The 13,787-nt window shown below is 72.3% G+C and carries 12 protein-coding genes; 6 read left to right on the plus strand and 6 right to left on the minus strand.

Annotation, left to right across the window (positions count from 1 at the left end):
• Positions 1–38: 38 nt before the first annotated feature.
• Positions 39–629 (minus strand): peptidase inhibitor family I36 protein, encoded by a 591-nt coding sequence (locus RI138_RS28680; protein WP_311122204.1) that lies wholly within the window; start codon positions 627–629, stop codon positions 39–41.
• A gap of 386 nt (positions 630–1,015) precedes the next feature.
• Between RI138_RS28680 and RI138_RS28685 the strand changes: the two genes are divergently transcribed.
• From RI138_RS28685 to secD, 4 genes are all read left to right on the plus strand, one after another.
• Positions 1,016–1,990, plus strand: coding sequence for an ArsR/SmtB family transcription factor (locus tag RI138_RS28685; protein WP_311122205.1), 975 nt, complete (start codon positions 1,016–1,018; stop codon positions 1,988–1,990).
• Between the two features lie 495 nt (positions 1,991–2,485).
• Positions 2,486–3,259: a rod shape-determining protein gene (locus RI138_RS28690; protein WP_398864377.1), complete on the plus strand. Its 774-nt coding sequence runs from the start codon at positions 2,486–2,488 to the stop codon at positions 3,257–3,259.
• A gap of 56 nt (positions 3,260–3,315) precedes the next feature.
• Positions 3,316–4,083 carry a hypothetical protein gene (locus RI138_RS28695; RefSeq protein WP_311122206.1) on the plus strand — a complete coding sequence of 256 codons (768 nt, stop codon included), beginning with the start codon at positions 3,316–3,318 and terminating at the stop codon, positions 4,081–4,083.
• 35 nt (positions 4,084–4,118) lie between these two features.
• The gene (gene secD, locus RI138_RS28700) at positions 4,119–6,473 is read left to right on the plus strand and encodes a protein translocase subunit SecD (protein WP_311122207.1); all 2,355 of its coding nucleotides are present in this window, start codon (positions 4,119–4,121) and stop codon (positions 6,471–6,473) included.
• A 50-nt stretch (positions 6,474–6,523) separates the two neighbouring features.
• On the opposite strand, the gene RI138_RS28705 is transcribed toward secD, so the two are convergent.
• Complete coding sequence (locus RI138_RS28705) at positions 6,524–7,387, minus strand: helix-turn-helix domain-containing protein (protein WP_311122208.1); 864 nt, start codon at positions 7,385–7,387, stop codon at positions 6,524–6,526.
• Positions 7,388–7,493: 106 nt separating this feature from the next.
• Between RI138_RS28705 and RI138_RS28710 the strand changes: the two genes are divergently transcribed.
• Positions 7,494–7,799, plus strand: a complete 306-nt coding sequence (locus RI138_RS28710) for a 4a-hydroxytetrahydrobiopterin dehydratase (protein WP_311122209.1) — start codon at positions 7,494–7,496, stop codon at positions 7,797–7,799.
• A 127-nt stretch (positions 7,800–7,926) separates the two neighbouring features.
• On the opposite strand, the gene RI138_RS28715 is transcribed toward RI138_RS28710, so the two are convergent.
• Positions 7,927–8,889, minus strand: coding sequence for a LysR family transcriptional regulator (locus RI138_RS28715; protein WP_096628283.1), 963 nt, complete (start codon positions 8,887–8,889; stop codon positions 7,927–7,929).
• 326 nt (positions 8,890–9,215) lie between these two features.
• Between RI138_RS28715 and RI138_RS28720 the strand changes: the two genes are divergently transcribed.
• The gene (locus RI138_RS28720) at positions 9,216–10,199 is read left to right on the plus strand and encodes a class I SAM-dependent methyltransferase (RefSeq protein ID WP_311122210.1); all 984 of its coding nucleotides are present in this window, start codon (positions 9,216–9,218) and stop codon (positions 10,197–10,199) included.
• A 27-nt stretch (positions 10,200–10,226) separates the two neighbouring features.
• On the opposite strand, the gene RI138_RS28725 is transcribed toward RI138_RS28720, so the two are convergent.
• The 3 genes from RI138_RS28725 to RI138_RS28735 all read right to left on the minus strand — a co-directional run bounded on the left by RI138_RS28725 (position 10,227) and on the right by RI138_RS28735 (position 13,527).
• The gene (locus tag RI138_RS28725) at positions 10,227–10,694 is read right to left on the minus strand and encodes an RICIN domain-containing protein (RefSeq protein ID WP_096628280.1); all 468 of its coding nucleotides are present in this window, start codon (positions 10,692–10,694) and stop codon (positions 10,227–10,229) included.
• A 109-nt stretch (positions 10,695–10,803) separates the two neighbouring features.
• Complete coding sequence (locus tag RI138_RS28730) at positions 10,804–11,640, minus strand: aldo/keto reductase (RefSeq protein WP_096628278.1); 837 nt, start codon at positions 11,638–11,640, stop codon at positions 10,804–10,806.
• Between the two features lie 87 nt (positions 11,641–11,727).
• Positions 11,728–13,527 carry an AMP-dependent synthetase/ligase gene (locus tag RI138_RS28735; protein ID WP_311122211.1) on the minus strand — a complete coding sequence of 600 codons (1,800 nt, stop codon included), beginning with the start codon at positions 13,525–13,527 and terminating at the stop codon, positions 11,728–11,730.
• Positions 13,528–13,787 lie beyond the last annotated feature (260 nt).

The raw sequence follows: 13,787 nt of genomic DNA on the forward strand, positions 1-13,787 counted from the left end.
GCGACCGGGCCGGTCCCGCAGGCGGCCCGGGCTGGAAGTCAGCAGACCCGGATGCCGTCGGCCTTGTCGTTGTTGGAGCTACCGACGTAAGAGCTCTGCGCCGGGGCGGAGGAGGCCCAGAGCTCGGTCCACGAGCCGGTCCAGTTGTACACCCTGGTCACGGTGCCTCTGGACTGGTTGTTGTGCCAGGAAGACGTCTTGTCGTTGAAGCCCCAGGTGGAGAGGTCGTGGAACGTGCAGTCCGACCAGGTCAGCCGACGGCCGTCGAAGTTGCTGTGTTCGTAGAGACACGTCCAGAGGTAGCTGCAGTTCGCCGTACCGAGCGTCCCCACGGACTCGCCTACGGCCCGGGCCTGCTTCTCGCCCGGCAGCGGGAACGTCATGATCGCCTTGCCGTCACGCCAGGACACCTGGTTGACGCCGATCTGCTTGCCGCCCGGGGTGATGGCCATCTGCTTGTCGATCTGCTTCTGCAGATCGGCGACCTCGCTCTGGTTGAGACCGGCCTGTTCCGCCTGGGTGGCGATCGTGCTGTCGAGCGAGGTCGAGGCGGAGGTCGGACCGGCCAGTCCGAAGACGGCCATGGCGCTCGCGGAAAGAGTGACCGCCAGCTTGGTTCTCGTACGCACAGGAATCGTGTCCCTTCTGGACGTGGAACATGTCGCGGAACTGTCTTCGCTGTCGTGCTGACGTGCTGCTGTCGTACTGCTTTCGTGGAACTCGGAACTTCTGGTCGTGCGCCCCATGCGCCCCGGGCGCAGCGCCGGGCGATGGGCGTGGATTACGTTGCCCGCCGCGCGGCGCCGAGCGGAAGCTGTCCCGGATTGCCGCAATCCCCGGGCATCAGGCTGATTCCCGTGCTACTCGCGGCGAACTCCGACACCTAGCATCTGGACCCGGCGAGCCGCGTTGAGTTCCGATCGGCCGCCGAACACCTTGCCAACAGCAGCGGCATCGCATCGGGGGAGATGTGCTTCGCATCCACTTCACTGCCCAGGACCTCGGACGGATCCGCTTGGCCCACCAGCCGGACGCCCTGTGGGAAACCGTTCTGAGCCTGCATCAACTGAGCCGCCCGAACCCCTTCTTCGCCCCGTGGTGCCGACGCACCCGCAGCGCGCTGACCGCCGCGGGCCTGGTGTCCGAGGCCCGGATGCTCACCGCCCTGGCACCGCGCACCTCCTACTTCCCGGACTTCCTCACGCCCACTGCCGGACCGGAAGCCGAATCCGGGGCGGGAGCGGGCATCGACCGGGTGCTCTCCACCGGCCGTGACCGGCTGCGCGCCGACATCGCCCGACTCGCCGCCGGCCGGTCCCGGCCGTCCACCTGGCTCGACGAGATCGCCGCGGGCAGAACGCATGCCCTGCGCCGGCTCGGCGCGGGGCTGCACCGCTACTACGACCTCGCGGTGGCTCCGCACGCAGCCGCCTCGGCGGCCTGTGTCGGCCGGGACCGCCGCCACCGGGCACGCGACATACTCGATCACGGCAGCGAGAGACTTCTGGCCAATCTCGGCCCCACATCCCGCTGGAGACCGCCCGTACTCGAAGTCGACTACTCCATCGAGCGTGAACTCCATCTGGAGGGACGCGGCTTGACGATCATTCCCAGCTTCTTCTGCCACGACCACCCCATCACGCTCGCCCTCCATGAGCTGCCGCCGGTGCTGGTCTACCCCGTGGCGCGCGGGCCGCTGTGGATCCCGGAGTCGCCCACCCGCATCCCGGGGGGACCCGCCCTCGACGAACTGCTCGGCGCCACGCGAGCCGCGGTGCTGCGCTCCCTCGCCACCGGACACAGCACCACCACCCTCGCGGCGCGCCTGCGTATCTCCACTACGGCCGCCAGCCGCCACGCCGCCGCCCTGCGCGCGGCGGGTCTCGTCGCCACGGAACGACGAGGGGCCTCCGTACGGCACAGCCGTACGTCCTTGGGAACCGAGCTGGTGGACGGCGGCGGCCACGCCCTGGTCCGGGATGGCGCCTGACGTCGCCCCCCCGGAGCTGATCGCCGACCGGGGTACCTGCGCAGGCGTGCCTGCGAAACGGTGAGGAAGTGGCGTTCCAGTAACCGGTATTGCATAGTGAGGGCTCGGTCGTGCCTCACTATCAGCGGGCCGACGGAGGCGTGGGAGGCTGAGGTGGCCGACCGGGGGTGAGGGGCGGTGCGTTCTGTGTACGACGGGCAGCGACCGGGTCGCTCCGTCTCCCCGTCGGCCGGGGGCGGCGGCGAGGGCCGCGGGCCTCGCGCCGTCCGCGGAGCCGGACCGGCCGCGACCGCGTCCGAGTCCCCGCGCGAGGGGCACGGGGCGTCGCGCCGTCCGGGCGCTGGTGCACGGGGAGAGGGTCCCGGGCCGCTCTGTGACGGGAGCGGCACCGGGGCGTTCGGCGCCGCGCGCGTAGGCGGAGGGCTCCGGCCGCACCTTGAACCCCACGAGCACCGTGGCCCTGTCGGCAGGCACCCCGCCGCCCGGGGACTGGCCCTGGACCTCGGCAGCTCCCGCCCCCGGGCCTGGGTTCCCGGCCGCGGCCTGGTCCTCGACACGCGTCCGTACGGGGATTACGGCGATTGCGGGAGTGACGGGGGTTACGGGGATGTCGAGCGGCCGGTCCGGCGCGGGCGCATCGTCGACCCCGAATCCTGCGGGCGGATGCTCGGCCGGATCGCCGACGCGGCCCTGGGCCCCGACCGCAGCGACAGCGTGATCGTGCTCAGCCACCCCGTCCTCGCCGGGGCCGAACACCGCAACGCCGCGCGTGCCCTGCTCGCCCGGCTCGGGACGCGGCACGTCGTGGTCCTCAGCAGCGCCCGCGCCGCCGCCGCGTTCGCCGGGCCCAGGGAGGTCGGGCCGCTCCTCGTCGTCGACATGGGCGCCGAGCTGACCGAGGTCACGCTCCTGATGAACGGTCTGGTCGCCGACGCCCGGCAGGCGGAGCACGGCCTCGTCGACCTCCGCGGCCTCGCCCCGGCGACGCTGCCCGCCGTCCTTGTCCGTACTGTGCTCGACATGATCACGTCCATGTGGCGGCAGGACCGGCACGGCGCCATCCGTGGCGCCCTGCGCCGGGGCCCCGTGCTCGCGGGCGGCGGAGCGCTGCGCCCCGATGTCACCGACCGCCTCGCGCACCGTCTCGGCGTCCGCGTGCGCCTGGCCGACGACCCGTCGACCACGGTCGTCCGCGGTGCCGGGCGGATCCTCGGCTCCGTGCTCCGCCACCGGTCGGCCTCGCCCGAGCACCCCGGCCGGGCACGGTGACCCGGCATCCGGAGCCGCCCCGGAGAAACGCGTTCCCGCCGCGACGGCACGGCCCGGTGACCCGCGCCCGGTGCGCGCTGGCGGCGCTGCTCCTCGGGGTGCTCGCGGTGGTCGCCGGCGCGTCCACCGCGAACGGTGCCGCCCCCGTGCCCACCGTTGCGACGGGTGCCGCGACGGGCGGAACTTCCACCGCCGGAACTGCCACGGTGGGTGCCGCCCCGGCCGGAACGGCAGGCGCCGGAACTTCGGCCGGAGCGGCCGACGTGGGTGCTGCCACGGCCGGAACCGCGACCGTCGGAACCGCGACCGCCAGTTCTGCCACCGCGCGTGCCGCCGTGGCCGGCGTCCCCACCGCTGTCGGCACCACCGTCCCCGCCCCGCGACCCCCCGGCGCAGGACCGCACCTCAGCCAGGGCACCGAGCGTACGACCACGACCACCACCACGACCACGGCGGCTCCGGCCCAGGCCGTGCCCGGTGCCGTCCCGTACTACGTCGGTGCGAGCGGTGAGCTTGCCGTGTCCGAGGCGGGACACGAGCACCCTCTCGCCGCTGCCGACCCGGCACAGACCCCCCGCGCGGGTGGCGGCCGGGCCTATCTCCTCAGCCACGCGCCCCCGCCCCCGTACGACGCCCTGCCACCCAGTCAGCCGGGCCCGGCCGGGCCCGGCGACGGCCTGCGGCAGGTCGCCGCGGCCTCCTTCGGTGCGCCCCGCACCCGCCCGGGCGAGCTTCCCGGTGTGCGGGGACCTCCGGGCCGGACCACCGGTTCCACGACCGGTCATCCGTCCCGCTCTGCCGATCCGGCGCCGCTTCCTCACTGAGGCGAGGGCGCCCGGCGCCCCACCGGAGGATTTCCATGACTCGCGCCACCACGGTGCGGGCGGTTCTGGCTGCCGCCGTTCTGCTCGTCTCCGTCTTCATCACCCTCACCATGTCGCCCAGACTCGGCCTCGACCTCCAGGGCGGCACCCGTATGGTGCTCCAGGCCCGGGGCACCGCCACCGTCGAGGCGGACCGGGAGACCACCGACCGCACCCTGGAGGTCCTGCGGCAGCGCATCGACTCGCTGGGTGTCGCCGAACCGACCCTGACCCGTTCCGGCGAGGATCGGATCATCGTCGAGCTGCCCGATGTCCAGGACCCGCGCCAGGCCGCCGAGGTACTCGGCCGGACGGCCCAGCTCACCTTCCACGCCGTGGAGGGCCCCGAGGAAGGAGGCCCGGACCCCGATGCCACCCCCGGCCCCGACGCGGCCCCGGACCCCGAACGGCTGACGCTTCCCGACGAGCAGGGCCGCCCGCTCACCCTCGGTCCCGCCCGGCTCTCCGGTGCGGGTGTCGAGGACGCCACCGCCTCGTTCGACGCTCAGCGCGGCGCGGGCTGGAGCGTGTCGCTCGAATTCCGCAAGGACGCGGGGCGGGACTGGACCCGGCTGACCGGAGAGGCCGCCTGCCACCCGGCCGGGGACGAGCGGCGGAGGGTCGCCATCGTCCTCGACGAGATGGTCATCTCCTCACCGCAGGTCGACCCCTCGGTCGGCTGCCGGGCCGGTCTGCCGTCCGGCGCCACTCGGATCACCGGCTCGTTCAGCGCGGACGAGGCGCGTGACCTGGCGCTGCTCATCAAGGGTGGCGCCCTGCCCGTACCCGTGGAGATCGTCGAACAGCGGACCGTCGGTCCGACGCTCGGCGCGGCGGCCATCGAGGCGAGTGCGCAGGCGGCCCTCATCGGAGCGGCCGCCACCGCGCTCTTCGTCACCCTCGTCTACCGGCTCTTCGGCGCCCTCGCGGCCGTGGCGCTGGGCGCGTACGGGGTGATCTCCTACGCCACCCTCGTCGCCCTCGGTGTCACGCTCACCCTCCCCGGGCTCGCCGGATTCGTCCTGGCGATCGGGATGGCGGTCGACGCGAACGTCCTGGTCTTCGAACGGGCCAGAGAGGAGTGCGCCGCGCAGCCGAAACGTTCCCTGCGCTCCGCCCTGACCACCGGGTTCCGCAAGGCGTGGAGCGCGGTCGCCGACTCCAACGCCACCACCTTGATCGCCGCCGCGCTGTTGTTCTTCCTGGGCTCCGGACCGGTCAGGGGCTTCGGGGTCACCCTCGCCATCGGGGTCCTCGCCTCGATGTTCTCGGCGCTGGTCATCGCCCGCGCGCTCACCGAGATCGCCGCGAACTCCCGCTTCGTCAGCGACTGCCGGGGCGTCAACGGAATCGCCCGCCCCGGCAGCGTACGGGCCTGGCTGGCCCGCAAGGACCCGCAGCTCTTCCGCAAGCCGGTCCGCTGGCTCGTCGTCGCGGCGGCCCTGGTCGCCGTCGCGGTGGCCGGAATCGTGGTGCGCGGGGTCGATCTGGGCGTCGAGTTCACCGGAGGCCGGCTGGTCGAGTACTCCACCAGCCGCCCGGTCGACGTGGAGACGGCCCGCGACGCGATCGCAGGGGCGGGCTTCGGCGACGCAGAGGTCACCACCGCGGGCGACGGAGACCTCTCCGTACGCACCGGAAAGCTCGACAACGACGGAGAGCAGGCGCTGCGGGCCGCCCTCGCGGCGGAGGGCGGCGAGACCGCGAAGGTACGGGACGAGCTCATCGGCCCGAGCCTCGGCGACGAACTGCGGCGCAACGCGCTGATCGCGCTGGGGGTCGCGGTGCTCGTGCAACTGGCCTATCTGGCGGCCCGGTTCCGCTGGACGTTCGCCATGGCCACGGTCGGGGCCATGGCGCACGACGTGATCCTCGTGGTGGGCGCCTTCGCCTGGCTGGGGCGGCCGGTCGACGGCATCTTCCTGGCGGCCCTGCTCACCGTGATCGGCTACTCGGTCAACGACTCGGTGGTGGTGTTCGACCGGGTACGGGAGCTGTGGGCGGCCGACCGGAAGTCACCCGTGGCCACGGTCGCCCGCCGGGCCGTCCTCCAGACCGTCCCCCGTACGGTGAACACCGGGATGGGAGCCCTGTTCATCCTGGCCGCCCTCGCGGTCCTGGGCGGCGACTCGCTCGCCGACTTCGCGCTCGCCCTGCTCATCGGCATCTGCGTAGGCACCTGGTCCTCGGTCTTCACCGCCGTACCCGGGGCTCTCGTACTGGAGCGGACCGCCAAGGCGCCGCCGCCCGTACCAGGAAAGGGGCAGGGGAAGGGGAGGAACAAGGGACCGGTGCGCGGGCGCGGCGGCACCGACCGCCGCGATCCGCTCGACAACGGGGCCCGCGTCTGACGCGATCCGCTCGGCGACGGGGCCCGCGTCCGACGTGATCCCCGGGCGGGTCAGGACGGCACGTGGGCGCGCAGATGGGCGGCGGTCTCCCGGTCGGCGGGGAGAAACGTCTCGATGGCCAGCTCGGCCACCGTCACGTCCATCGGAGTGTTGAACGTCGCGATCGACGACAAGAACGACAGGACCCGGCCCCTGTGTTCGAGCAGCAACGGCAGCGCGAACACGGGCGGCCGGTCCCTCCCCGGGCCGTCCGCTCCCTCCGCTCGCGCGTCCCCGTCGGCCAGGTCGGCCAGGTCGGTCCGGCCGGCCAGGTCGGTCCGCGAAGGTACCGGGTAGGCGGCCACCTCGTCGTACAGCGCACGCAGCTCGGGCGAGCGGGCGAGGGCGATCTGACGGTCCATCTGCGCCAGCAGGTCCGCCCGCCACTCCGGGAGATTCACGATGCGCGGGGCGAGCCCCTCCGGATGGAGAGTCAGCCGCATCGCGTTCACCGGAGGGGTCAGCAGCCGCTCGGACACCCCCTCCAGCAGCAGAGCGATCCCCCGGTTTGCCGCAACCACCCCGTACGTGCCGTTCACGACGAGCGCGGGACAGGGCTCGTACGCGGTCAGCAGCCGCTCCAGGCTCTCGCGCAAGGACGCCATCGCGGGGTCGTCGAGCGGTGTCTGCGTATAGCGGGGTGCGTAACCGGCCACCACCAGAAGGGCGTTGCGTTCGCGGACCGGGATGTCCAGCTGCTCGGCCAGCCGCAGGACCATTTCCTCGCTGGGCCGGGAGCGGCCCGTCTCGATGAACGAGATGTGGCGGGCCGAGGAGTCCGCGCGCAGCGCCAGCTCCAGCTGACTGATGCGCCGCTGCTCCCGCCAGCCCCGCAGTAGTGGCCCCACTCCCGTGTCGGGCACGACAGTCGTCATGCCGAGACCGTAACGTCACCGGCGTGCCGGGGCCGCAACGGTCGGCCCCGGTCCGCCGGGGCGTACGTCCTGCCGCCGGCCCACCGAGACACCAGGGAGCCGTTCCATGACCGCCGAACCGCTGTCGCCGAACGAGATCGAACGCCGCCTGGAGGGCCTGCCCGGCTGGGCGTTGGAAGGGGACCTGCTGACCCGGACCTTCCGGCTGCCCTCCCACTTCGCCGCCGCCGCGCTGACCGTCCACATCGCGCAGATCCAGGAGGAGCTGAACCACCACTCCGATCTGACGCTGGGCTACAACACGGTGGCGCTCTCCGTGCACACCCATGACGCGGGCGGCGCGGTCACCGAGAAGGACTTCACGCTCGCCGCCAGGGTGTCGACCGCCGCGCCGTCCCACGGAGCTGAATGAGCCGCATGAGCTGAATGAGCTGCCTGAGTCGCACGAGCTCCATGCGCCGTATGGGCCGGGTGGGCTGACGGTCTGGGGTGCCGGGGGTGTACGCCGGCCCGGCGAGGGAGCCCCCTCCGGCCCCGCCTCAGGCCACCGTGCCGAACCGCGGGTGCGTCGTGAGCCACTGGGCGTAGCTCGGGCTCCGCGACACCGCCTCCGCGTACGCCGACCGGGTCGCCCCGGTCACCGTCGCCGCCGCGGCGTCCGCGGCGGAGGAGTGCGGGTGCCAACCCACCAGATGGCGCCAGCTGAGCGGCGCGCCGGCCAGCGGTCTGGTGACCAGCCCGGGGGCCGGCGGGAACGTCGCCCGGCACAGCCCGATCGCCCGCCCCACCTGGACCAGGTGGACGACGGACGCGGTGTCCGTCTCGTACACCGACACCGGGGTGAAGCCCGCCCGCGCGCAGGCCGTGGCGAAACAGTCCGCGAAGCAGCCGTCGCCCGGTACGTCCGCCCAGCACTCGTCCGCCAGTGCGGCCAGCTCCAGTTCGCTCTGTCCGGCCAGGGCGTGGTCCTCCGGCAGCATCACGAAGACCGGGTCCACCCCGACGACCTCCCAGGCGAGCCGCTCGGCCAGCGGCGGCGGGCTCTCGCCGCACGTCCCGATGAGTGCGAAGTCCAGCCGCCCGTCGATCACCAGCGAGGCGATCTCGGCCACCGACCACGAGGTGTACGTCGACACGGGCGTCGACGGGTGAGCGGCGGCCATCCGGTCCACCAGACCGCCGAGCAGCGGACCGTGCGTGCCGCCCAGCCGGAACCGGTCCAGCGCTCCCGTGGCGTTGGCGAACCGTACGGCCTCCGCCTGGAGTTCGCTCACCGCGGGCAGCACCACCCGGGCCCGTTCCAGCACCAGTTCGCCGAGCGGGGTGGCGCGGGCACCGGTGTGGTCACGCTCGAAGAGCGCGCCTCCCAGGGCCTTCTCGATCCGCCGCAGCTGGGCGCTGAGGGCGGGCTGGGCCAGCCCGAGGGTGGCGGCGGCCTTGGTGAGGCTGCCTGTGTCGGCTATGGCACGGACCGTTCGCAGATGGCGCAACTCCAGCTCCATAATGGCAAGTTATGGGCCCATGGGCGGCGCGGCAATATGCGTGCTCCGCCTACCGTTCAGTCGGTGTCCTCGGCCCGTACCCCGCCGCGTCGGCCGACGGGCGTACGGGCCCGGCGCCAGCGGCGCCAGACACCGACCGAATCTTCGGCTCCCGCCCCAGAGGCTGCTTCACCCCGTCCGTCGCCGCCGTGTCGTGACCGTCGAGCACCGTCGCGAACAACTCGGCCGGGCCGTGGAGGTCCAGACGTCCCGCAGGCGGAAGGGGGCGAGTTGCTGAAACGGCAACAGGATTTGCCGACCGGCCGCACGCTGGGGAGCCTGGTCCCATGAACAGCAACGCCGGTCACGGCCACCACGAAGCGCCCGCACCCACCGCCACGGCTGTCCACCCTCATTCCCACGCCCACGCCCACGCCCACGCCCACACCCCCGCGCACGGGTCCGGGTCCGGGGCTGATCCGGGCACGGACATCGATTGGGACGTCATGGGCCCGCTGCTGGAGCAGGACGCCGAACTGAGCAGTACGCAGTACGAGGAAGCGGCCCGCTGGATCGCCGCCCTGCCCACCGCGCCGCAGGTCCGCCGGGTGCTGGACATCGGCAGCGGCCCCGGAGTCGTCTCCTGCCTGCTGGCCGACGTCTTCCCCGAGGCGGAGGTCGTCGCCGTCGACGCGACGCCCGCCCTCCTGGAGCGCGCGAGGAACCGGGCCCGGCGCCTCGGCGTGATCGAACGCTTCGACACAAGGGAGGCCGAACTGCCCCGTGACGTCGACCGGTTGGGTCAGGCCGACCTGGTCTGGGCGGGCAACTCCCTGCACCACATGGGAGACCAGCGCGCCGCCCTCGCCTCCTTCGCCGGGCTCCTGACGCCCGGCGGGACCGTCGCGCTCGTCGAGGGCGGGCTCCCCACCCGGCGGCTGCCCCGCGACATCGGCATCGGGCGGCCCGGTCTGGAGGCCCGGATGGAGGCGGCGGCCGCCGAGCGCTTCGACCGGATGCGCGCCGAACTCCCCGACACGAAAAGGGAGACCGAGGACTGGAGTGCGCTGCTCGCCGCCGTCGGACTCGCCCCGCAGGGCACCCGAAGCTTCCTGCTCGACCTGCCCGCCCCGCTCTCCCGCGCCGCTCGCGACCATGCCGTCGCGAGCATGGCCCGCGAGCGCGAGGTGTTCGGGGAACTGCTCACGGCCGAGGACGACGCCGTACTGGAAAGGCTGCTGGACCCCGATGACCCGCAGGGCCTCCACCACCGGCCCGACGTGTACCTGCTGACCGCCCGCACGGTGCACCTGGGGCGGCGCGAGGCCTGAGAGACTCCCTGGAAGGTTGCTGACCTTCTAGGCCACCGGCTCCAACCTCCACCACTGGAAAGGGGAATCGGTGTCCTCCCACTGCTGCACCGTCCCCCCTTCCTCCGTCGAGCGGTCCGCCACCTCCATGACGAGGCCGCTGATGAAGCTCACCAGCGTCACTGTCCCCGGGGCCTCCGCGTGCTGCTCGATCAGCCACTCCTGAGCGCCGAAGTTGTTGGCCTTCCACTGCTGGATACGGGTGCCGTTCTCCGTGGCGGCGTTCGCCACGTCCAGCCGCTTCCCGCTGTGGGCGTTGACCAGGTGGAAGAGGGCGGCGCCCTCGTGGACGGGGGACAGCTGCCACACCTGCGCGTCCGTCCCGTCGTCCTTGCCCTGCTGGACCCGGGCGCCACTGCCCTTGGCCCCGCCGTAGACCTCCAGCACCAGTTCGCTGCCGACGTTGCGCAGGCGGTAGGGGCCTGCCTCGACGACGGGCGCGGGTTCGCTGCTCATGTTGTTCCGTATCTCTCCGGTTGCGGTGTGCGCTTCGGCTCGGACATCGACCTGACCGACGACGGCGCCCCCACCGGTATCACGGTGGGGGCGCCGGGGGCTTCGACGCTCAGGCGCCGACGTTGAACTCCGCCGGGTCCGGGCCGAGCCGCTTGCCCTCGTCCAGCGCGGCGAACGCGGCGAGGTCATCGGCGTCCAGCTCGAAGCCGAACACATCGAGGTTCTCCTTGATCCGCGACGGGGTCACCGACTTCGGGATCACGATGTTGCCGGTCTGGAGGTGCCAGCGCAGCACCGCCTGGGCGGGGGTGCGGCCGTGCTTCTGGGCGATGGCGACGACCGTCGGCACCTCCAGCAGGCCCTTGCCCTGGCCCAGCGGCGACCACGCCTCGGTGGCGATGCCGTGCTCCGCGTGGAAGGCGCGGGACTCGGCCTGCTGGAGCTGCGGGTGCAGCTCGATCTGGTTGAGGACGGGAACCACGGAGGTCTCCGCGAGCAGTCGCTTCAGATGCTCGGGGCGGAAGTTCGACACGCCGATGGCCTTGGCGCGGCCGTCGGCGTAGATCTTCTCGAACGCCTTGTACGTGTCGGTGTACGCGTCCTTCGCAGGGACCGGCCAGTGGATCAGATACAGGTCGACGTAGTCCAGGCCGAGCTTGTCCAGCGAGGCGTCGAAAGCGCGCAGCGTGCTGTCGTACCCCTGCTCGGAGTTCCACAGCTTGGTGGTGATGAACAGCTCGTCACGGGCGATGCCGGAGGTGGCGACCGCCTTGCCGGTGCCCGCCTCGTTCTCGTAGATCGCGGCGGTGTCGATGCTTCGGTACCCGGCCCTGAGGGCTGTGGCCACGGCCTTCTCCGCCTCGTCGTCCGGCACCTGCCAGACGCCGAAACCGAGCTGCGGCATGTCGAGGCCGTTGTTGAGGGTGATGGAGGGGACCTGGCTCACGAGCGATCGATCCTAACGTCGTCGATTGGTACTCCCCACCACAACGCCCGGGCGGCCACGGACATTCCCGCACCCGGCCGCGCCGCATCAGTGGTAGAGCGCGTCCACCTCCGCCGCGTACGCCGCCTCGATCGCCTTGCGTTTCAGCTTCAGCGATGGCGTCAGCAGCCCGTGGTCCTCGGTGAACTGGTGGGCCAGTATCCGGAACGTACGGATCGACTCCGCCTGCGACACCGCCGTGTTGGCCGCCACCACCGCCCGGCGGATCTCCATCTCCAGGTCCGGGTCGCGCACCAGGTCGGCGGGGGCGAGCGGGGCACGGCCCTGCATGGACAGCCAGTGGTCCACGGACTCCTGGTCGACGGTGACCAGCGCCGCGATGTACGGGCGGTCGTTGCCGACGACGATGCACTGGGCGACCAGCGGATGCGCCCGTACGCGCTCCTCCAGGCCGGCCGGGGAGACGCTCTTGCCCCCGGACGTCACCAGGATCTCCTTCTTCCGCCCGGTGATCCTCAGATAGCCGTCCTCGTCCAGCGAACCGAGGTCGCCGGTGGCCAGCCAGCCGTCGCGCAGCACGGCCCGGGTGGCCTCGGGGTTGCCCAGATAGCCGGAGAACACGTTCGCCCCGTGCAGCCAGACCTCGCCGTCCTCGGCGATGTGCACCGAGGTCCCGGGAATGGGCTGCCCGACCGTGCCGTACCGGGTGCGCTCGGGCGGGTTCGCGGTCGCCGCCGCGGTCGACTCGGTCAGCCCGTACCCCTCGAAGACGCTCACCCCGGCGCCCGCGAAGAACAGTCCGAGCCGGCGGTCCATGCCCGAGCCGCCCGACATCGCGTGCCGCACCCGGCCGCCCATGGCATCGCGGACCCTCTTGTAGACGACCTTGTCGAAGAACTGGTGCTGCATCCGCAGCCCCGCCGAGGGCCCGGGGCCGTCCCCGAACGCCTTCTGCTCCAGCGCCTCGGCGTACTTCACCGCGACCTCGACGGCCTTGTCGAACGGGCCTGCCCGGCCCTCCGCCTCCGCCTTGCGCCGCGCCCCGTTGAAGACCTTCTCGAAGATGTACGGCACGGCCAGGATGAAGGTGGGCCGGAACGTCATCAGGTCCGGCATCAGCGCGTTCGCCGACAGCTCCGGCTGATGGCCGAGTTTGACCCGGCCCCGGACCGCCGCGATCTCCACCATCCGGCCGAAGACATGGGCCAGCGGCAGGAAGAGCAGCGTGGCCGCCTCGTCACCCGGCTTGGAGTGGAACACCGGCTCCCAGCGGCCGACCATCGTGTCGCTCTCGAACATGAAGCTCGCGTGGGTGATCACACACCCCTTGGGGCGGCCGGTCGTCCCGGAGGTGTAGATGACGGTCGCCACGGACTCGGGAGTCACCGCGCGCCGGTGCCGGTGGACCACCTCGTCGTCGACCTGCGCGCCCGCCGCGACCAGCTCGTCCACCGCCCCGGCGTCCAGCTGCCACAGCCGCTTCAGACGCGGCAGCCGGTCGATCACCGAACCGACGGTCATCGCATGGTCCTCGTGCTCGACCATCACCGCCACGACCTCGGCGTCGTGCAGCATCCACAGGACCTGCTCGGCCGAGGACGTCGGATAGATCGGCACCGACTGGGCCCCGACGGTCCAGAGCGCGAAGTCGAGGAGGGTCCACTCGTAGCGCGTACGGGACATCAGCGCGACCCGGTCGCCGAAGCGCACGCCGTGCGCGATCAGCCCCCTCGCCAGGGCCAGCACCTCGTCGCGGAATACCTCCGAGGTCACATCCCGCCACTGTCCGCCCGCGTCCTTGCGGCCGAGCGCGACCCGCCGGGGATCGTCCTCGGCGTGGTCGAAGACCACATCGGCCAGACCGCCGACCTGGGGCGCGGCTGCCATGGGTGGGACAGTGAATTCACGCAATGACCTGCTCCTCGTGGCGCTCCGCACAGCGCCGCGACGCTACCCCAAGCAGGGGCTGGGCGGGAGGGCTCCCGACACGCTCCGTGCACCGGTGCATCCGTCCCGTCAACCGTTGAAATCCGGCCAGATGGGCAAGGGTCGGGCGTACACAGTGCCCGGTTCTGCCGGATGAGTAAGCGGCTCGCACCGGAATCTCCACCGAATCCGCCCGCCGCGGTCACGGCCGTGCCAGGCGG

This window comes from Streptomyces durocortorensis, assembly GCF_031760065.1.
Classification (GTDB): Bacteria; Actinomycetota; Actinomycetes; order Streptomycetales; family Streptomycetaceae; genus Streptomyces.

Coding starts and splice junctions, on each gene's coding strand:
- RI138_RS28715 (WP_096628283.1), bottom strand. CDS start 8,889: ATGGAGCTGGAGTTGCGCCATCTGCGAACGGTCCGTGCCATAGCCGAC.
- secD (WP_311122207.1), top strand. CDS start 4,119: ATGACTCGCGCCACCACGGTGCGGGCGGTTCTGGCTGCCGCCGTTCTG.
- RI138_RS28725 (WP_096628280.1), bottom strand. CDS start 10,694: ATGAGCAGCGAACCCGCGCCCGTCGTCGAGGCAGGCCCCTACCGCCTG.
- RI138_RS28720 (WP_311122210.1), top strand. CDS start 9,216: ATGAACAGCAACGCCGGTCACGGCCACCACGAAGCGCCCGCACCCACC.
- RI138_RS28735 (WP_311122211.1), bottom strand. CDS start 13,527: ATGGCAGCCGCGCCCCAGGTCGGCGGTCTGGCCGATGTGGTCTTCGAC.
- RI138_RS28705 (WP_311122208.1), bottom strand. CDS start 7,387: ATGACGACTGTCGTGCCCGACACGGGAGTGGGGCCACTACTGCGGGGC.
- RI138_RS28710 (WP_311122209.1), top strand. CDS start 7,494: ATGACCGCCGAACCGCTGTCGCCGAACGAGATCGAACGCCGCCTGGAG.